The following is a 17,816-nucleotide window of genomic DNA, read 5'->3' as shown; positions in this document are numbered from 1 at the left end:
GGCCTGCGCCAAAAGCGCGGGCCGCGCCGGGGCGGCCCGCTGAGAAGCTGTTCAGGGAAAGCGCCTGTCTGGCGCTCGGGCGAATGGATTCAGAAAGAGGAGCAAATTCAGAGGTGCCAGAAACAGCTTCTGCGCCCATTCCAGTAGGACCTCATGCTATTGATAAAGGAGCGAAATACAGCCCCTGGAAACGGCTTTCAGCGCGGGGCCTCGCGGTATTCCACGTAGGCGCGGCCGCGCACTTCGCGCGCCCAGGTGTCGAAGGCTTCTTCGGCCTTGCGCTCGCGCAGCACGTTGCGGGCCAGCTGGCGCTGCTCGGCGGCAGACAGCGATGCCTGGCGGCGGTCTTCCACTTTGATGAGGTGCACGCCAAAGCGGCTGACGACAGGCTCGCTGATGCCGCCCACGTCAAGGTTGTTCATGGCCTGCTCGAATTCGGGCACGTACTGGCCGGGCGTGGCCCAGCCGAGGTCGCCGCCTTCGGCGGCGCTGCCGTCTTGCGAGTTTTCGCGCGCGAGCTGCTCGAAGCTGGCCTGGCCGGAGAGGATGCGGCGCCTGAAGTCGGCCAGGCGCGATTTGGCAACCTGCTCGCTTTGCGTGGGGCCGGTTTGCAGCAGGATGTGGCGCGCACGGGTCTGGGGAATGGTCACTTCCGGCAGGGTTTCGCTGCGCTTGCGCTCCAGCAGCTTGAGGATGTGAAAGCCCGCGCCGGAGCGCACGGGGCCGGCGATGTCGCCTACGCGGGCGCGGCGCACGCTGTCCACGAACAGGGCGGGGTAGCGGTCTTCATCGCGCAGGCCGAGCACGCCGCCGTCGCTGCCCCGGTTGTTGGCGTCGGAAAACTCGCGCGCCAGGGCCGCGAAGTCTTCGCCCGAGCGGGCGCGGCGGGCCACTTCTTCGGCGCGCTTTTGCAGGCGGGCCGTTTCTTCGGCGCTGGCGTTTTCGGGTACGGCCACGAGGATCATGGCCAGGTTCAGGGCCTGCTGCGGCGTGGCTTTCTGGCCGGTTTGTTCCTGAATGTAGGCATCGACTTCCTTGTCGGTCACGCGCACGCGCGGCTCGATTTCGCGCTCGCGCAGGCGTGCCAGCAGCACCTGCTCGCGCACGCTGTTTTGAAAGTCCTTGACGGCGATGCCTTCCTGCGCGAGCTGGCGGTGCAGGGCGGCCACGTCGGGCAGCTGGTTCTGGCGGGCGATGGACAGCTCGGCCTGCTTGAGCGCGCCTTCGTCCACTTCCAGCCCGGTTTCCTTGGCGTACTGAAGCTGGGCGCGCTCGGCGATGAGGCGCTCCAGCATTTCGCGGCGCAGTTCGGCTTCGCCTGGCGCAGCGCCGCCGCGAGACCGGAGCTGGCGCTCGGCGCGGGCCATGCGGCCGCGCAGCTCGTTGTTGGTGACTGGTTCGTCATTGACCACGGCCACGATGAAATCGGCCTGTTGCGCGGCGGCAGGCCTGGCGGGTTCGGGCGCTGCGGAAGCGGCGGGCGCGGCGGGCTTTGCCGCAGCCGGTTTGGCGGCGGGCTTCGTTGCCGGTTTTGTTGCCGGTTTCGCGGCAGGTTTGGCCGCAGGTTTGGGGGCAGCGGCCTTGGCAGGCTTGGGAGCGCGCCGGGCGGGCTTTGAGGCCGCTTTTTGGGCGGGTTTGTTTGTCTGCGCCTTGCCGGGCTGTGTATCGGCGGCGGCGTCAGTGGCGCGGGCGGGCAGGGCCAGCAGGGGCAGGGCCAGCAAGGCGGCGGCGAGGGCCGCCCGCTGGGGGCGGCGGCGCAGGAAGGAGTCAGTCATAGCGTGTAAAGCGGCTGGGAGCCACGGTTTCGTCGCGCAAGGTCTGGTAGCCAGGTATGTTGTTGCGCAGGGTTTGCAGCGGGTTGTTGTTGCCGATGCGCGCCAGCCCGGTGAATTCGAGCTGGAACATCAGGCTCTTGGTGGCCGATGTGGTGTTGGTTTGCAGGCGGCTCATGACCACGCGGCCTATCCAGCAGCCGGCGGCGTATTCCACGCCGAGCACGGCATCGACCAGCTTGCGGTCGGGCACGCTGTAGTTCATGCGGCCCACGCCGTACCAGCGGCCCGTGTTGCAGCCGCTGGCGGCGCTGGTCTGGCCGCGCCAGCTTTCGTGCTGCCAGATGCGGTCCAGCGGCCATTGCCAGCCCAGGTCGATTTGCTGGGAGCCGAGATCGCGCTCGCGCCGCCAGGCCACGTTGACGGTGCGGTATTCGCCAGGCGTGTAGCGGGCCGAGACGGTGGTGCGGGTGGATTCGTGCTTGTCGAGGTTGTATTGCGCCACGGCGTCAAAAATCCAGCGCGCGCCGCCATCGGTCTGCCAGCGGGTGCTGGCGCCCAGCATCACGTCAGACAGGCCCTTGTTGGTGCCCGTGCCGTGGGGCAGGGTAACGCGCTGAGGCGCGAAGCGGTAGCGCTGCGCCACGGCCAGGCGCACGGTTTCGGCGCCGCTGTCAGCGGCCAGCAGGCGGCTGGTGAGGCCAAAGGTGACGAGGTTGTTGTCCACCACGCGGTCATGGCCCGCAAAGGCGTTGGCGGCCCAGATGGTGGCGAAGTTGAAGTCGTACAGACCCGAGTCGTAATTGGGCAGATGGCTCTGGTCGCGAAACGGGGTGTAGACGTACATCAGCCTGGGCTCCAGCGTCTGGCGGAAGGCGCGGCCAAAGTAGCTGGCGCGGCGCTCGAAGATGAGGCCGCCGTCCAGGCTGGCGGTGGGCAGCGCCCGGCTGGCGCTGCGGCGGCCATTGCCCAGCTCGCCGTCAAACTGGTAGCTGGTGGCGTGCACTTGCAGCCGGGGGGTGAAAAAGCCCCAGGCCGCCGTCCAGGGCCGGGCCGCCTGCGCGTGAATGTAGGCGCGACTGGCATTGGGCTGGCCGGTGAGATGGGCCAGCGCGCGAAAGCGGGTGAAGTCGGCTTCCACGGCATAGTCCAGCGCCCCGGCGTCGCTGGTGCGCGCCCAGCGGGCGGCCAGCTGCGGCAGGCGGTCGTAAGGGGGGACGATGGGCGAGTCGGCGTCTTGCAGCGTCTGCCACTTCAGGGCGCGGGCGGTGAGCGAAAAATGGCCGCGCGACCAGCTCAGCCCCCCGTCGGTGGCCAGCAGGCGCGTGGAAAGCGACACGCCGCGGTGCGTGAAGTCGCGCCAGAAATCGTTGTCGCTCACGCGGTTGATGTTCATGTACAGCCCGATAGGCCCGCCTGCGGCCAATGGCGCGCGCAGCGTGCCGCTGTGGCGCGTGAACAGGCCCCAGCGCGTGCGGCCGCGCAGGCGGTCATTGGGCAGCACATTGGCATTGATTTCGCCCGCGTAGTCGCTTTCCAGGTAGCGGAACTGCCCGGCCAAATCCAGCCCGCGCTTGCTCATCAGCGCGGGGGTGACGGTGGCGTCACGGTTGGGGGCGATGTTCCAGTAGTAGGGAACCATCAGGTTCAGGCCCGACGTGCTGTCCAGCCCCACGGTGGGCGGCAGCCAGCCTGATTTGCGCTGGCTGCCCAGCGCGAAGCTCATGGAAGGCAGCGGCAGCAGCGGCACGCCCTTGAAGCGCAGCACCGCGCCTTTTGCGTGGCCCATCTCTTCTTCCTGGTCGATCTCCAGCACGTCAGCGCGCAGCAGCCAGTCGGGCGCCCAATCGGGGCCGCCGCGCTGGCAGGTGGTGTAGTCGCCCTGCTGCACGGTGAAGCGGTCCTGATCCAGAAAGTCCAGCCGCGCCGCCTGCCCGTGCGCGCCCGTGGCCAGCAGCTCGTAGCCTGGCTCCAGAACATGGCCCTCAAAAGCCTCCACTTGCATCTGCCCTTCGCTGCCTGTGTAGCGGTCGCCCGCGCGGTTGATGCGCAAATGGCCCCGGGCGCGGGCGGTGTCGCTCACCTGGTCGTATTCCAGCCAGTCGGCCTTGATCGTCAGGCCCGGGCGGCGCAGTTCGGCGTTGCCCTGCAAAGTCACGCGCTGGCGGCTTTGCCCTGTGAACGCATCAGCGCGCACCGCCACGGGCAGCGCCGCGCCGCTGGGCGGCAGGGCTTCGCGCAATTGCGGCGTGGCGCGCAAGACCAGCGGCGCGCTGCTTTTAGAGCCTTGCGCAGCCGCCGCCGCACAGAAAAAAGCGGCGCAAGCCAGCGGCGCAAGGCGTGAAGCGGCATGAAAAAAAGAAGGAAGGGGCGCTTTCGGCACGGCGGGGGCAGGAAAAAGCCGCCCGGGGCGGGCAGCGCAGCGTTCGTAGAATGAATTTGAATTATCCATGAGCACCCTTTTGGCGCCTCTTTGGCCTGCTTTTGCCCTTTCCCCTTTCCGGCCGCCAGCCGGTTTTCCGGCTTGCCTTTCACGGCGCTTTTTCTCCGTTTCGCACCTTTTCAACGCTTTCAACGCTGTCACGCGGCCGCCCCGCTTTCTCCTTTTTCTTTCTTTTCTTGCACCGTCCGCTCCATGACTGCCGATTCCGTTTCTCCGTCCGCCGTTGCGTGGCCTGACGCCGCCCGCCATGCCGCTTTTGACGCTTGGCTGGCCCGCGTGGCCCCGGCCTACGGCCTGTTGCCTGCCAGCGTGCGCCCGGCCTCGGCGGACGCGAGCTTTCGCCGCTACCTGCGCGTGGATGCGGTAGGCGGCGGCTCTTTCATCGTGATGGACGCGCCGCCCGCGCACGAAAACTGCGCTCCCTTCGTGCACGTGGCCGCGCTCATGCAGGCGGCGGGCCTGCACGTGCCCCGCGTGCTGGACTGGGCGCAGGAAGAAGGCTTCATGCTGCTGACTGACCTGGGCGCGCAAACCATGCTTCAGGCGCTGGATGCCACCCCGCCCGAAACCCGCGCGGACGCCGCCCGCCCGCTGTTCATGGCCGCCGTTGAAAGCCTCATCCGCTGGCAGGCCGCCAGCCGCCCCGGCGCGCTGCCGCCGTATGACGCGGCTTTGCTGCGGCGCGAGCTGGAACTCTTTCCCGAGTGGTATCTGGCCCGGCACAAGGGCGTGGCCGTGAGCGCCGCCGCGCGCCAGACGCTGGATGGCGTTTTCAGCCTCATCACCGCCCGCAACCTCGCTGCGCCGCAAGTTTTTGTGCATCGTGATTACATGCCTCGCAACCTCATGCTCCCCGCGCAGGCCGGCGGCCCGCTGGGTGTGCTTGATTTCCAGGATGCCGTCTGTGGCCCCGTCACCTATGACATCGCCAGCCTCATGCGCGATGCTTTCATGAGCTGGGACGAGGAATTCGTGCTCGACATCACCATCCGCTACTGGGAGCAGGCGCGCAAGGCCGGCCTGATGGACTTTGAAGACTGGCATGCCGACTTCGCCAGCTTCTGGCGCGCCGTGGAGTGGATGGGTTTGCAGCGCCATCTGAAAGTGGCTGGCATCTTCGCGCGCCTCACCTTGCGCGACGGCAAGCCCCAATACCTGGCCGACGCCCCGCGCTTTCTGGCCTACATCCGCCACACCGCTGGCCGCTACGCTGAACTGACTCCGCTGCTGCGCCTGCTCGATCAGGTGGAAGGCGCGCCCGCCGCCACCGGCTGGGCCTTTGGCCGCATGTGAAAACCTTGTTCACGGCGCGCCGGTAAGCGCGGCTGACGGATAACACACTCGCCCATCTAGCAGCTGCGCCACATTGGCGCGCATGGCCTGCCATGCCAGACCGCTTGATTGAATGGATGAGCCAACTTTGCTGGCGGGGCTTTGTGTTTGAGGGCGATTTCTGAGCGCGTTGCAGCAAGAAACGCCGCCTTGCATGCCTTTGCGCACAATCGCGCCCCATGCCTCAAACAACCCATTTCAGCGCCTGGCTGATGATGCTGGCGCTGGCCGCGTGGCTGGCTGGCTGTGCCAGCGTCCCTCATCCTGATGAAAGCGAGCTGGCGCCTCCGTTGCCGCCTATGGCGTATGACCCTGCGGATTCAGCCCCGCTGCCGCCGCCCATGATTCGCGCGCGCAGCCGCTGGACGCCGGTGCGCTGGGCCGAGCTGCCCGGCTTTGAGCAAGACGATACCAATCAAGCCTGGTATGCATGGCTGCAAAGCTGCGAGCGCCCCGGCCCAGTTTTTGCGCCGCTGTGCGATGAAGTGCGCCGCCTGACACTGGCGACGCCGCAGGAGCAGCAGCAATGGATGCGCGCGCGGCTGCGGCCCTATCGCGTGGAGGCGCTTGCCAGTGCGAGCAGCGAGGGTCTGCTGACGAGCTACTTTGAGCCGGTGGTGCGAGCTTCGCGCGTGCAGCGCCCGGGTTTTGCCGTGCCGCTGCATCGCCCGCCGCCAGGCGTGAGCGCGCGCGGGCCGTGGTATTCACGCCAGCAGATGGAGCAGCTGCCGCAGGCGCGCGCGGCGCTGGCCGGGCAGGAGCTGATGTGGCTGGCCGATCCGGTGGATGCGCTGATGCTGCAAATACAGGGATCGGGCCGGGCCGTGGTGAGCGAGCCAGATGGCAGCCAGCGGCTGGTGCGGCTGGCCTACGCTGCCACGAACGGTCATCCTTACAAGAGCGTGGGCCGCTGGTTGCTGGACCAAGGAGCAGTGTCAGACGCGACCTGGCCGGGCATCAAGGCATGGGCGGCGCAGAACCCGCATCGCCAGCAGGAGATGCTGTGGAGCAATCCGCGCGTGACTTTTTTTCGCGAGGAATCCATGAGCGAGCTGGATGCGAACTTTGGTCCGCGCGGCGCGCAAGGTGTGCCGCTGACACCCGGGCGCTCCATCGCCGTGGATCCGCAAAGCATTCCTTATGGCACGCCCGTGTGGATTTCCAGTTCGGGGCCGCAAGCGCAGCTCAACCGGCTGGTACTGGCGCAAGACACGGGCAGCGCCATTACGGGCGCAGTTCGGGCCGACTACTTTGCAGGCTGGGGCGAGGAAGCGGGCGCATTGGCCGGACGGCTGAAGCAGCCGCTGCGCATGTGGGCGCTTTGGCCCCGGTGAAGCGGGGTTGCGGATCAGATTAAAAAATGCCGCAAGTCCCCGTCAATACAGCCCGTGCAGCTATGGTTCTGATAGCTGCTGCGCTGCCAGGATGTGCCGCCATGCTCGATGCACCGCGTTTGCGCTACCACTGTCCGTACGAGCTGCAATTTGAGGCCCGCCTGTATCAGGACATGGCCATTGTGGAGGGGCTGCGCGGCTTTGTCGTGCTGGAGCGCCAGGCCGGTGTGGATACCGATGGCGGCGCGCTGCAGTATGCCGATGAAACGCTACGGGCCGAATTCGGCCTGGGGTTGCACAAACGCTTGGTGGCGCTGCATTACACAGGCATTCCCGCTCCCGTTTTCTGCGAACGCGACGAAACCCAAAGCAGCCCGGTCGCTGCGATGGCCCGCCCCGGCCCGCGTCCGCAGCCGCTGATTGATCCCGATGCGCCCGTGCAAACCAATCTGCGCCTGGGTGACGGTCCTTGGCCTAATTAAAAGAAAGAAGCAGAAGCGAGCCCCATCTGCTGCTTTGAATAAGGGTTCAAAAGGAGGCGGAAGGGCAAAAGATTGTCCATATAATTGCAAAAGTTTGCGAAAACCTTGAAGGAGACGTTGAGATGGCTGAGTGTGCCGCGCAGGCGTCGTCTGAAGTGGAATTCGCAAGTTTTCCTGATGAGGATGGAGTCGAGACAACACCGCCCCCATTGACTGCCCAACAGGCGCAGCAATGGCGCAAGAATCACCGGCCTCTGTCGCTGGCAGGCACGCTGCTGATGCAGATGACTGTCAGCGCGTTTGTGAGCTTGTTGGTCTGGGCGCTGACGCAATCGCGCAGTGCGGCTGGATCAGCCGCATACGGCAGCGCGGCGGTAGTGTTGCCAGCAGCGCTGTTCGCCTTTGGCACAACGGGCCTGTGGCGGCCGCAGACCCCGCTGGCGGGCGTGTCGCTTCTTCGTCTTTTTGTCTGGGAAGGTGCCAAGATTGCGCTAACGGTAGCCATGTTGTGCATGGCGCCCCGGCTGCTGGGATCGCAACTTGACTGGCTGGCGCTGCTGGCTGGTTTTGTGCTGGTGATCAAGTCGTACTGGTTATCTCTTTGGTGGCAGTCGGCGCGCCGGAAAGCGATGTCTTAAAGGACATGAGAAAACAAGGTTTGTGACGGATCAACATGGCTTCTGAAACTGTTGGGCACGCGCCATCAGCTGGACAATACATCCAGCATCACTTGCATCATCTGCAAAGCAATTTCTCTTTTGAGGCCGCCTCGCAAAAGAGCATTGTCGATTTCAGCCTCTTCAATGTCGATTCGTTGATTTGGTCTATTGTTTGTGGCGCACTCGGCTGCTGGCTATTGTGGCTGGGGGCGCGAAAGGCTACTTCTGGTGTTCCGGGCCGCTTTCAGGCGGCTGTCGAAATACTGGCTGAAATGGTTGAGAATCAGGCGAAAGGCGTGATTCATAATGCCAAGAGCCGTAAACTGGTTTCTCCTCTGGCGCTTACCGTGTTTGTCTGGATTTTCATGATGAATGCCATGGATATGCTGCCAGTTGACTGGATTCCCGCCATGTGGCATTCGGCAGGCCCGGCGATGGGTTACAAGGATTACATGCGCGTCGTTCCAACAGCCGATCTTTCAACCACCCTGGGTCTGTCAGTCAGCGTTCTTCTTGTTTGCCTGTTCTATAACGTAAAAATCAAGGGCGTGGGCGGCTGGGCGCATGAGCTGGTAGCAGCGCCGTTTGGCGACAAGGTATTTTTGTATCCAATCAACTTTGTGATGCAGATTATCGAATTCATCGCCAAGACGGTTTCGCATGGCATGCGGCTGTTTGGCAATATGTTCGCGGGCGAACTGGTGTTCATGCTGGTGGCTTTGATGGGCGGTGCGTGGGCGTGGCAGTTCAATCCCGTTTCCGGTGGTTTCTGGCTGGCGGTCGGGCACGTGATTGCCGGTTCCGCTTGGGCTATCTTTCATATTTTGGTGATTACCCTGCAGGCGTTCATCTTCATGATGCTGACGTTAATTTATGTGGGGCAGGCGCACGACTCGCACTGATTCTCAACGATTTCCTTTTTCTTTTTCCTTTTCTTATCAGGAGTAATCATGGAAAACATTCTCGGCCTCGTCGCTTTGGCTTGTGGATTTATTGTGGGCCTGGGTGCCATTGGTGCCTCTATTGGTATTGCGCTCATGGGCGGCAAGTTTCTTGAGTCCTCTGCCCGTCAGCCTGAACTGATGAATGAGCTGCAAACCAAAATGTTCATTTTGGCAGGGCTGATTGACGCCGCTTTTCTGATTGGCGTCGCTGTGGCCCTGTTGTTCGCATTTGCCAATCCTTTCCAGATCGCCGCTTGACCGGTTCTCCCTTTCCGGGATGAAAGGAGTTGAACCGTGAATATCAACGCGACCCTGTTTCTGCAGGCCGTTGTTTTTGCGATCCTGGTTTGGTTCACGATGAAGTTCGTGTGGCCGCCGATCACAAAAGCGCTGGACGAACGTGCCCAGAAAATTGCCGACGGACTGGCCGCCGCCGATAAGGCAAAAACCGAGTTGGCTGCCGCCAATCAACGTGTCGAGAAAGAGCTGGCTGCCTCGCGCAATGAAACGACGCAACGCTTGGCAGATGCCGATCGTCGGGCGCAAGCCATCATAGAAGAGGCCAAAGCCAGGGCGGCAGAAGAAAGCAACAAAATCCTGGCTGCCGCCAAAGCTGAAGCCGAGCAACAGGCCGTCCGTGTGCGCGAGGCTTTGCGGGAAGATGTGGCCGCATTGGCAGTCAAGGGGGCGGAGCAAATCCTGCGCAAAGAGGTGAATGCCAGCGTTCATGCGGATTTGTTGAATCGCCTGAAGGCTGAGCTGTGATCTGAAAAGCGAGGAGTGCTCATGGCTGAACTAGCCACTATTGCGCGTCCGTATGCGGAAGCGTTGTTTCAGGCGGAGCGGTCAGATTTATCTGCGGCTCAGGAGTGGCTTGATGCATTGGCTGCCGTTGCAGCTGATGATCAGCTGCTTGAGTTCGCGGCTGATCCGCGTGTCGATGCGCAGCAGGTTTTTCAGCTTGTGTCGGGGTTGCTTCCCAAAGCCTTGCCTGAGCGCGGAGCAAATTTTCTGCGCGTAGTCATTGACAACGAGCGTTTGGCAGCGCTGCCGGAAGTGGCGCGACAGTTCCGTGCGCTGACCAGCAGTGTGACGGGAGAGGTCGATGCAGTTGTTTACAGCGCATTTCCTATTGCCGAGCCGGATCTGAAGGCGCTCAAATTAACACTCGAAAAACGCTTTGGCTGCCAATTGCGGCTACGAGTAGAGCAAATGCCGGATTTGATTGGCGGCATCCGAGTCAAGGTGGGCGACGAAGTGCTTGACACCTCAGTGCGCGCACGCTTGCAGCAAATGAAGATGGCCCTTTCCGCCTGACGGCGCAAGCGGACCGATAACCCAATGAACAAAGGAAAGAGTCATGCAGCTCAATCCAGCCGAAATTTCTGAACTTATCAAAAGCCGTATTGAAGGGCTGGGCGTTGGCTCCGAAATTCGCAACCAAGGCACAGTAGTCTCTGTCACTGATGGCATTGTTCGCATTCATGGCCTCTCCGATGCCATGCAGGGCGAGATGCTGGAGTTTCCCGTGGCGCCTGATGGCCAAGCCACTTTTGGCTTGGCGCTGAATCTGGAACGCGATTCCGTTGGCGCCGTGATCTTGGGGGGCTATGAACATATTTCGGAGGGTGATACCGTCAAATGCACGGGACGCATTCTGGAAGTGCCCGTGGGACCTGAATTGATTGGACGCGTGGTCAATGCGCTGGGGCAGCCAATTGACGGCAAAGGTCCAATCGATGCCAAATTGACGGACGTTATTGAAAAAGTGGCTCCTGGCGTGATTGCGCGTCAGAGCGTCAGTCAGCCTGTTCAATCTGGCTTGAAAGCGATTGATTCCATGGTGCCTGTGGGACGCGGTCAGCGCGAACTGATTATTGGCGACCGCCAGACTGGTAAAACGGCCGTAGCCATTGATGCCATCATCAATCAGAAAGGTCAGAATATGACCTGCGTGTATGTGGCGATTGGGCAAAAGGCGTCCAGCATCAAGAATGTGGTGCGCGCGCTTGAACAGGCCGGAGCCATGGAATACACCATCGTGGTGGCAGCGTCAGCTTCTGAATCTGCCGCCATGCAGTATGTGGCCGCGTATTCTGGCTGCACCATGGGCGAATATTTCCGTGATCGCGGACAGGATGCGCTGATTGTTTATGACGATTTGTCCAAGCAGGCCGTGGCTTATCGTCAGGTTTCCCTCTTGTTGCGCCGCCCGCCTGGGCGCGAGGCCTTCCCGGGCGATGTGTTTTATCTGCATAGCCGTTTGCTGGAGCGCGCAGCCCGTGTGAATGCAGACTATGTTGAGGCTTTCACCAAAGGGGAAGTGAAAGGTAAAACGGGGTCTCTGACTGCTTTGCCCATTATTGAAACGCAGGCGGGTGACGTGTCTGCCTTTGTTCCGACAAATGTGATTTCGATCACGGATGGACAAATTTTCCTTGAAACTAATTTGTTCAACGCTGGCATCCGTCCCGCCATCAATGCGGGTATCTCCGTTTCTCGTGTGGGTGGCGCGGCGCAAACCAACTGGATTAAAGGTTTGTCGGGCGGTATTCGTACCAATTTGGCGCAATACCGTGAATTGGCGGCGTTTGCCCAGTTTGCCTCTGATTTGGATGAAGCGACTCGCAAGCAGTTGGATCGTGGCGCACGGGTGACGGAATTGCTCAAGCAGCCCCAATATAGCCCTCTGTCTATCAGTCTGATGGGAGCGTCTCTTTTCGCCGTGAACAATAATTTCATGGACGATGTGGACGTCAAAAAAGTATTGGCGTTTGAAAGCGGCTTGCACGCTTATCTGAAAGATAAGCATGCTGCATTGCTTGAAACCATTGAAAAGAACGGCGCCAAATGGGATGCCAAGCCTGCCAAAGACTCTGATAGCGACGAGAAAAAGGCGTTCAAGAAGCTGTGCATTGATGCAGAAGCCGAATTGAGTGCGGCCATTCAGGCATTCAAGAAAACCTTTGCCTGACCAGGCTGGGCCTGATACAAGGAAGCAGCAATGGCAGTTGGCAAGGAAATACGCGGCAAGATCAAATCGGTGGAAAACACCAAAAAGATCACCAAGGCCATGGAAATGGTGGCCGCCAGCAAAATGCGCAAAGCGCAGGACCGCATGCGCGCGGCGCGCCCTTACGCGGAGAAGGTGCGCAATATAGCCATTAATCTGGGGCAGGCGCATCCAGATTATGTGCACCCTTTCATGCAAATCAATAAGGCTTCCGCTGTGGGGCTGATCGTTGTCACGACTGACAAAGGGTTGTGCGGCGGTCTGAATACCAATGTCATGCGTCTGATTACGGGCAAGCTGCGCGAGCTTCAAAGTGAGGGCGTTGCTGCGCAAGCCGTGGCTATTGGCAATAAAGGCCTGGGCTTTCTGAACCGCATTGGGGCGCCTGTGGTGGCGCAGGTTACTCAACTGGGCGATACGCCTCATCTCGAGAAGCTTATTGGCCCAGTAAAAGTGCTGTTGGATCAGTATGCAGCGGGTGAATTGCAGGCGGTCCATATTGCCTATACGCGCTTCATTAATACCATGAAGCAGGAAGCGGTGGTTGAGCAATTGCTGCCCCTGTCAGCCGAACGAATGCAGCAGCAGGCGCGCGACAGCAATGTGCGCAATATCAATTGGGATTACATCTACGAGCCTGATGCCCAGTCCGTGATTGACGATCTGCTCGTTCGCTACGTTGAGGCGCTGGTTTATCAATCCGTCGCTGAAAACATGGCGTCCGAGCAGTCCGCCCGCATGGTCGCCATGAAAGCGGCAACAGACAACGCGGGCAATGTCATCAATGAATTGAAGCTGGTCTACAACAAGACGCGCCAGGCGGCCATTACGACCGAGCTGACGGAAATCGTGGCAGGCGCAGCAGCCGTTTGATTTCGGGAAAGCCCCGTACCGCATCTATATAAAGAAATTCAGTATTGGAGCAAATATGGCCCAAGTTCAAGGAAAAATTGTTCAGTGCATCGGTGCTGTCGTGGACGTCGAGTTTCCGCGCACGCACATGCCCAAGGTGTATGACGCCCTCAAGATGGAGGGTTCTGCGCTGACGCTTGAAGTTCAGCAGCAGCTGGGTGACGGCATCGTCCGCACCATCGCGCTGGGATCGTCTGACGGCCTGCGCCGTGGCATGGTGGTTAGCAATACCAGCCACCCCATTACGGTGCCTGTAGGCAAAGCCACGCTGGGCCGCATCATGGATGTGCTGGGCAATCCCATCGACGAGCGAGGCCCCATCGAACAGACGATGACGGCCTCCATTCACCGCAAGGCGCCTGCCTATGACGAGCTTTCGCCTTCGCAGGAAGTGCTGGAAACGGGCATCAAGGTGATTGACTTGGTTTGCCCCTTTGCCAAAGGCGGCAAGGTGGGGTTGTTCGGCGGTGCGGGCGTGGGCAAAACCGTGAACATGATGGAACTCATCAACAACATTGCCAAGGCGCACTCCGGCTTGTCGGTGTTTGCTGGCGTGGGCGAACGCACCCGCGAAGGCAATGACTTCTATCACGAAATGTCCGACGCGGGCGTGGTCAATCAGCAGAACCTGGGCGAGTCCAAGGTTTCGATGGTGTACGGCCAGATGAATGAGCCGCCCGGCAACCGCCTGCGCGTGGCGCTAACAGGGCTGACCATTGCCGAATCCTTCCGCGACGAAGGGCGTGACGTGCTGTTTTTCGTGGACAACATCTACCGCTACACCCTGGCGGGAACGGAAGTGTCCGCCCTGTTGGGCCGCATGCCTTCCGCCGTGGGCTATCAGCCAACACTGGCCGAAGAAATGGGGCGCCTGCAAGAGCGCATCACCTCCACCAAAGTGGGGTCCATCACGTCCATCCAGGCGGTGTATGTGCCCGCTGACGACTTGACCGACCCGTCGCCCGCCACCACGTTCGCCCACCTGGATTCCACGGTGGTGCTGTCGCGCGACATTGCCGCGCTGGGCATTTACCCTGCAGTCGATCCGCTGGATTCCACCAGCCGCCAGCTGGATCCGCTTGTTGTGGGCGAAGAGCATTACAACGTGGCGCGCCAGGTACAGGGCACACTGCAACGCTACAAGGAGCTGCGCGACATCATTGCCATTTTGGGCATGGACGAACTCAGCCCTGAAGACAAGCTGGCCGTGGCCCGCGCCCGCAAGATTCAGCGCTTTCTGTCCCAGCCATTCCACGTGGCGGAAGTGTTCACGGGATCGCCCGGCAAATATGTGCCGCTGAAAGAAACCATTCGCGGCTTCAAAATGATCGTCAATGGCGAGTGCGACCATCTGCCTGAGCAGGCGTTCTACATGGTTGGCACGATTGACGAGGCGATGGAAAAGGCCCAGAAGATCTGATTTCCTGCCGGAAATCCAGCGACTGGCGCGGGTGCGTGGCGCAAGAAAGGGCAAAGCCCTGGCTTGCGGTCATATGGCCCGCGCCCCAGCACAGGAGCAAGCATGGCTGAAACCTTTCATGTCGATGTGGTCAGCGCGGAAGAGTCCATCTTTTCCGGCACGGCTACTTTCGTGGCGCTACCGGGCGAATTGGGAGAGCTGGGCATCTATCCCCGTCATACGCCGTTGATCAGCCGCATCCGGCCGGGGTCGGTGCGCATTCACACCAGCAAAGGGGAAGAATTCATTTTCGTGGCAGGCGGCATTCTGGAAGTGCAGCCCGATCGCGTGACGGTGCTGTCCGACACGGCCATTCGCGGAAAAGACCTGGACGACAAAAAAGTCCAGGCCGCCAAAAAAGAAGCGGAAGAAAACCTGCGCAATGCCAAGAGCGAAATCGATATGGCCCGCGCCACATCCGAGTTGGCGGTATTGGCCGCTGAAATTGCGGCCCTGCGCAAGTACCGTCAAAAACGTTGATTCTGTTTGAAAATAAGCCAGGCGTCGATATCAATCAAATAATGCGCGCTGTTCGATGGAGTCTTTTCATTCGGTGCGTGCGACTCAATCCTTGCGTTAATGTGAACAGATCGAGATTCGATGCCAAATGGCTTATATAAACGATAAGGCCCCGCATTTTATGCGGGGCTTTTTATTTGTGAACGAAATATGCTTGTCCAGTGGGTGAGTTTGGCGCAAGAATTTTGTTTAAGACGAACGCCATGAGGCACCGCTTTGGGATCTGCAAGCTATTTTTTCGCGCAGGCGTAAAATGACCGGGGCAAGTGTTTTGCGGGAGAATGCGGCAAGCATGTCTTGCCGCTCATGATTCACGAAGAACGCTTTGGGAAAATAATTCGATTTATCGGAAAATACATGCCCGTTGGTTAAAGAAAATTTGCCATGCATCATGGGAATGGGAAAAACCCTTGCGCCTTGGCCGCTGGCGGCGTTTCTGATTTCGTCTGGCATGCGCCGCGTTGGCAGATATGGCCTGTGCTAGAACCTGTTCACCGTTTGTCCGTGCGTGGCCCAGGGGCGGATCAGGATGGGTTGTGAACAGGTTTTCAGGTTTTGGAGGCTGGGATGATGAGTGATTCCGCGCAGGAAAGAGCCGCGCAGCTGCTGGTATCGGGCGGCGCGCGGCTGGGATTGAGCCTGGCTGAGGCGCGCCTGATCGTGGGCTACATGCACCCGCAGCTGGTCAATGCGGGCGAAGTGCTGATTCGCGAGGGCGAAGCTGCGGGTAGCGGCTTCATGGCCCTGGTGGTTGATGGCGAAGTTACCGTGGAAAGCGCCTCCGCCTCTGACGAAAGCGTGGTCGTCACCATTCTTGGCCCTGGCAGCCTGATTGGCGAGATGGGCTTCATTGCCGATGTGCCCCGCTCGGCCACCTGCATAGCCGCCACAGACTTGGCGCTGGCCGTGCTCACGCGCGACACGCTTTTGCAGCTCACGCAAGAGCAGCCCAAGGTGGCTGTGCACTTGCTGATGACGCTCTCGCAGCGCATGGCGGAGCATTTGCGCGAATCCAACCGCAAGCTGTCCGCGCTCATGCAGGTGACCAAGGCCATGAAGCAGGAACTCGAAGCCGTGCACAGCGTCAATAAGCGGCTTCTTGACCAGCTGGCCGCCAAAAAGCCTGCCCCGGCTTCTGCCGCCGCGCCTGTTTCGGCTCCTGCACAGGCCGGGCTGCATGGCGGCAGCTAGAAAAAGCAGCGTTTTCTCCTTCATTTCTTCTTTTATTTGGCGAAAGCTTTTTTCAAAAAGGCGCTTCATGCAAACCCTGCACACACCCAATCTCGTTATCGGCTTTGGCAAGGCTGGCAAAACGCTGGCCGCTGATTTGGCCCAGCACGGGCAGGACGTTCTCCTGGCCGAGGCATCCGCCCAGATGTACGGCGGCACCTGCATCAATGTGGGCTGCATCCCTTCCAAAAAACTCATTGCCGAGGGCGAACGCCGCGCGCTGGAAGCCGACAAGGCCGCCGTGTTCGGCGCCGCCATGCAGGCCAAAAACGGCCTCATTCCCAAGCTGCGCGCCGCCAACTTCGCCAAGCTTGACGGCCTGGAGCGCGCCCGCGTCATCAATGCCCGCGCCCGCTTTGAAGACGCGCACACCGTCATGTTGAGCGGCCCCGAAGGCGAGCTGCGCGTGACGGCTGATCGCATCTTCATCAACACCGGCAGCCTGCCCGTTGTGCCCCGCATCGAAGGCGTGGACGGCAAGCGCATTTACGACAGCACCGGCGCGCTCTCCCTGGCCGAGCGCCCGCAGCGCCTGCTCATCGTCGGCGGCGGCTATATCGGGCTGGAATTTGCTTTCATGTACCGCGCCTTCGGCAGCGAAGTCACCGTGCTGGATGCAGGCGAAACCTTCCTGCCGCGCGAAGACCGCGACATCGCCGCCGAGATGCAGCGCATTCTGGAGGCCAAAGGCGTGCGCCTGGTGCTGGGTGCGGCCACGCAGCGCTTTGAAGAAGGCGCGCAGCACACCACCGCCGTCACTTCCAAAGGCCGTTTTGACGCCGACGCCATCTTGCTGGCCACGGGCCGCCGCCCCAATACCGACGGCCTGGCGCTTGAGAAAGCAGGCGTGGCCGTGACCGAGCGCGGCTTCATCCAGGTGGATGAACACCTGCGCGCCGCCCCGCACATCTGGGCCATGGGCGACGTGGCGGGCAGCCCGCAGTTCACCTACATCTCGCTGGATGACTGGCGCATCGTGCGCGATCAGCTCTTTGGCCAGGGTCAGCGCAGCACGGCAGACCGCGCGCCGTTTCCCACGGCCGTCTTCACCCAGCCGCCGCTGGCGCACATTGGCATGACGGAAGCTGCCGCGCGCCAGGCGGGCCGCAACATCAAAGTCGCCACGCTCAAGGCCGAGGCCATTCCGAAAGCCAAGATCCTGGGCCAGACCGACGGCCTGCTCAAGGCCGTGACCGATGCCGGCACGGGTGAAATTCTGGGCGTCACCCTGCTGTGCGCCGAATCGCACGAAATCATCAACCTCTTCAAGATGGCCATCGACCACCGCGTGCCCGCCAGCTACGTCAAGAGCCAAATCTTCACCCACCCCACCATGAGCGAGGCGCTCAACGACTTGTTTGCCAGCCTTTGAGAGGCGGCGCAAAGGCTGGCCCCAGGCGGGGCAAGAGGAGCAAAACATTTGCTCCTCTATTTGGAGCATGAGGTCCTAGTGGAGATTGCGCAAGGCGCTGTTTTGACCCCCTTGAATTTGCTCCTTTTTTAGTGGGCTGAACCTGTGGGCTACGCGCCCGGCGCTTTTCCGGCTCCTTTTGCACAGGGCGCAGAGGGTACGCCGCCGCTGCGGGTATTCCGGACAGTCCGGGGCAGATTCCGGAGAGCTGCGGCGGCCAGGGCCAGGGCGCTGAAGCCACGGCGGCTGCCTTTCTTGCAGACGCTTTCTGGCGCTCGCCGCCCCGCGCACCGCCGACAATGGCGG

The 17,816-nt window shown here is 61.3% G+C and carries 17 protein-coding genes; 14 read left to right on the top strand and 3 right to left on the bottom strand.

Going from position 1 to position 17,816, the window contains the following annotated elements; genetic code table 11:
* Positions 1-197: 197 nt before the first annotated feature.
* Together QB898_RS01860 and QB898_RS01855 are read right to left on the bottom strand one after the other, a co-directional pair.
* On the bottom strand, positions 198-1,775 hold the full coding sequence (locus QB898_RS01860; RefSeq protein WP_279523566.1) for a peptidylprolyl isomerase: 1,578 nt from the start codon (positions 1,773-1,775) through the stop codon (positions 198-200).
* Entirely contained in the window at positions 1,768-4,155 is a 2,388-nt protein-coding gene (locus tag QB898_RS01855; RefSeq protein ID WP_279523565.1) for an LPS-assembly protein LptD, read from the bottom strand. Before QB898_RS01855 ends, QB898_RS01860 begins: the two co-directional genes overlap by 8 nt.
* A gap of 252 nt (positions 4,156-4,407) precedes the next feature.
* Here QB898_RS01855 and QB898_RS01850 point away from each other — a divergent pair, with 252 nt between their 5' ends.
* The 12 genes from QB898_RS01850 (at position 4,408) to QB898_RS01795 (ending at position 14,830) form a co-directional block, all read left to right on the top strand.
* Entirely contained in the window at positions 4,408-5,508 is a 1,101-nt protein-coding gene (locus QB898_RS01850; protein ID WP_279523564.1) for an aminoglycoside phosphotransferase family protein, read from the top strand.
* Positions 5,509-5,726: 218 nt separating this feature from the next.
* Positions 5,727-6,881 carry a murein transglycosylase A gene (gene mltA / locus QB898_RS01845; RefSeq protein ID WP_279523563.1) on the top strand — a complete coding sequence of 385 codons (1,155 nt, stop codon included), beginning with the start codon at positions 5,727-5,729 and terminating at the stop codon, positions 6,879-6,881.
* Between the two features lie 101 nt (positions 6,882-6,982).
* Entirely contained in the window at positions 6,983-7,363 is a 381-nt protein-coding gene (locus tag QB898_RS01840; protein WP_279523562.1) for a hypothetical protein, read from the top strand.
* Between the two features lie 122 nt (positions 7,364-7,485).
* A complete protein-coding gene (locus QB898_RS01835; protein WP_279523561.1) occupies positions 7,486-8,001 on the top strand; it encodes an ATP synthase subunit I in 516 nt (171 codons plus the stop codon).
* Positions 8,002-8,036: 35 nt separating this feature from the next.
* A complete protein-coding gene (gene atpB / locus QB898_RS01830) occupies positions 8,037-8,924 on the top strand; it encodes a F0F1 ATP synthase subunit A (protein ID WP_102283392.1) in 888 nt (295 codons plus the stop codon).
* A gap of 48 nt (positions 8,925-8,972) precedes the next feature.
* A complete protein-coding gene (gene atpE / locus QB898_RS01825; protein ID WP_050715348.1) occupies positions 8,973-9,224 on the top strand; it encodes a F0F1 ATP synthase subunit C in 252 nt (83 codons plus the stop codon).
* 36 nt (positions 9,225-9,260) lie between these two features.
* Complete coding sequence (locus QB898_RS01820; protein ID WP_102283391.1) at positions 9,261-9,731, top strand: F0F1 ATP synthase subunit B; 471 nt, start codon at positions 9,261-9,263, stop codon at positions 9,729-9,731.
* Between the two features lie 21 nt (positions 9,732-9,752).
* On the top strand, positions 9,753-10,283 hold the full coding sequence (locus QB898_RS01815) for a F0F1 ATP synthase subunit delta (protein WP_279523560.1): 531 nt from the start codon (positions 9,753-9,755) through the stop codon (positions 10,281-10,283).
* A 43-nt stretch (positions 10,284-10,326) separates the two neighbouring features.
* The gene (gene atpA / locus QB898_RS01810; RefSeq protein ID WP_050715351.1) at positions 10,327-11,940 is read left to right on the top strand and encodes a F0F1 ATP synthase subunit alpha; all 1,614 of its coding nucleotides are present in this window, start codon (positions 10,327-10,329) and stop codon (positions 11,938-11,940) included.
* Positions 11,941-11,970: 30 nt separating this feature from the next.
* Positions 11,971-12,852, top strand: a complete 882-nt coding sequence (gene atpG, locus QB898_RS01805; RefSeq protein WP_050715352.1) for a F0F1 ATP synthase subunit gamma — start codon at positions 11,971-11,973, stop codon at positions 12,850-12,852.
* 55 nt (positions 12,853-12,907) lie between these two features.
* Positions 12,908-14,311, top strand: a complete 1,404-nt coding sequence (gene atpD, locus QB898_RS01800) for a F0F1 ATP synthase subunit beta (protein ID WP_050715353.1) — start codon at positions 12,908-12,910, stop codon at positions 14,309-14,311.
* Between the two features lie 102 nt (positions 14,312-14,413).
* A complete protein-coding gene (locus QB898_RS01795) occupies positions 14,414-14,830 on the top strand; it encodes a F0F1 ATP synthase subunit epsilon (RefSeq protein WP_050715354.1) in 417 nt (138 codons plus the stop codon).
* A 228-nt stretch (positions 14,831-15,058) separates the two neighbouring features.
* Here the strand turns inward: QB898_RS01795 and QB898_RS01790 are convergent, their stop codons facing one another.
* A complete protein-coding gene (locus QB898_RS01790; RefSeq protein WP_279523559.1) occupies positions 15,059-15,322 on the bottom strand; it encodes a hypothetical protein in 264 nt (87 codons plus the stop codon).
* Between the two features lie 117 nt (positions 15,323-15,439).
* On the opposite strand from QB898_RS01790, the gene QB898_RS01785 reads away from it, so the two are divergent.
* On the top strand, positions 15,440-16,060 hold the full coding sequence (locus QB898_RS01785; protein ID WP_279523558.1) for a cyclic nucleotide-binding domain-containing protein: 621 nt from the start codon (positions 15,440-15,442) through the stop codon (positions 16,058-16,060).
* 67 nt (positions 16,061-16,127) lie between these two features.
* Positions 16,128-17,471: an FAD-dependent oxidoreductase gene (locus tag QB898_RS01780; RefSeq protein ID WP_279523557.1), complete on the top strand. Its 1,344-nt coding sequence runs from the start codon at positions 16,128-16,130 to the stop codon at positions 17,469-17,471.
* Positions 17,472-17,816: the final 345 nt, after the last annotated feature.

It is taken from the genome of Ottowia cancrivicina, from assembly GCF_029813755.1.
Lineage (GTDB): Bacteria > Pseudomonadota > Gammaproteobacteria > Burkholderiales > Burkholderiaceae_C > Ottowia > Ottowia massiliensis.
This window is presented reverse-complemented; position numbering and strand designations above follow the sequence as displayed.

Excerpts from the sequence above, each read along its gene's own strand:
- QB898_RS01860 (WP_279523566.1), bottom strand. The coding sequence starts at position 1,775 with ATGACTGACTCCTTCCTGCGCCGCCGCCCCCAGCGGGCGGCCCTCGCC.
- QB898_RS01850 (WP_279523564.1), top strand. The coding sequence starts at position 4,408 with ATGACTGCCGATTCCGTTTCTCCGTCCGCCGTTGCGTGGCCTGACGCC.
- mltA (WP_279523563.1), top strand. The coding sequence starts at position 5,727 with ATGCCTCAAACAACCCATTTCAGCGCCTGGCTGATGATGCTGGCGCTG.
- QB898_RS01840 (WP_279523562.1), top strand. The coding sequence starts at position 6,983 with ATGCTCGATGCACCGCGTTTGCGCTACCACTGTCCGTACGAGCTGCAA.
- QB898_RS01835 (WP_279523561.1), top strand. The coding sequence starts at position 7,486 with ATGGCTGAGTGTGCCGCGCAGGCGTCGTCTGAAGTGGAATTCGCAAGT.
- atpB (WP_102283392.1), top strand. The coding sequence starts at position 8,037 with ATGGCTTCTGAAACTGTTGGGCACGCGCCATCAGCTGGACAATACATC.
- atpE (WP_050715348.1), top strand. The coding sequence starts at position 8,973 with ATGGAAAACATTCTCGGCCTCGTCGCTTTGGCTTGTGGATTTATTGTG.
- QB898_RS01815 (WP_279523560.1), top strand. The coding sequence starts at position 9,753 with ATGGCTGAACTAGCCACTATTGCGCGTCCGTATGCGGAAGCGTTGTTT.
- atpA (WP_050715351.1), top strand. The coding sequence starts at position 10,327 with ATGCAGCTCAATCCAGCCGAAATTTCTGAACTTATCAAAAGCCGTATT.
- atpG (WP_050715352.1), top strand. The coding sequence starts at position 11,971 with ATGGCAGTTGGCAAGGAAATACGCGGCAAGATCAAATCGGTGGAAAAC.
- atpD (WP_050715353.1), top strand. The coding sequence starts at position 12,908 with ATGGCCCAAGTTCAAGGAAAAATTGTTCAGTGCATCGGTGCTGTCGTG.
- QB898_RS01795 (WP_050715354.1), top strand. The coding sequence starts at position 14,414 with ATGGCTGAAACCTTTCATGTCGATGTGGTCAGCGCGGAAGAGTCCATC.
- QB898_RS01790 (WP_279523559.1), bottom strand. The coding sequence starts at position 15,322 with ATGCCAGACGAAATCAGAAACGCCGCCAGCGGCCAAGGCGCAAGGGTT.
- QB898_RS01785 (WP_279523558.1), top strand. The coding sequence starts at position 15,440 with ATGAGTGATTCCGCGCAGGAAAGAGCCGCGCAGCTGCTGGTATCGGGC.
- QB898_RS01780 (WP_279523557.1), top strand. The coding sequence starts at position 16,128 with ATGCAAACCCTGCACACACCCAATCTCGTTATCGGCTTTGGCAAGGCT.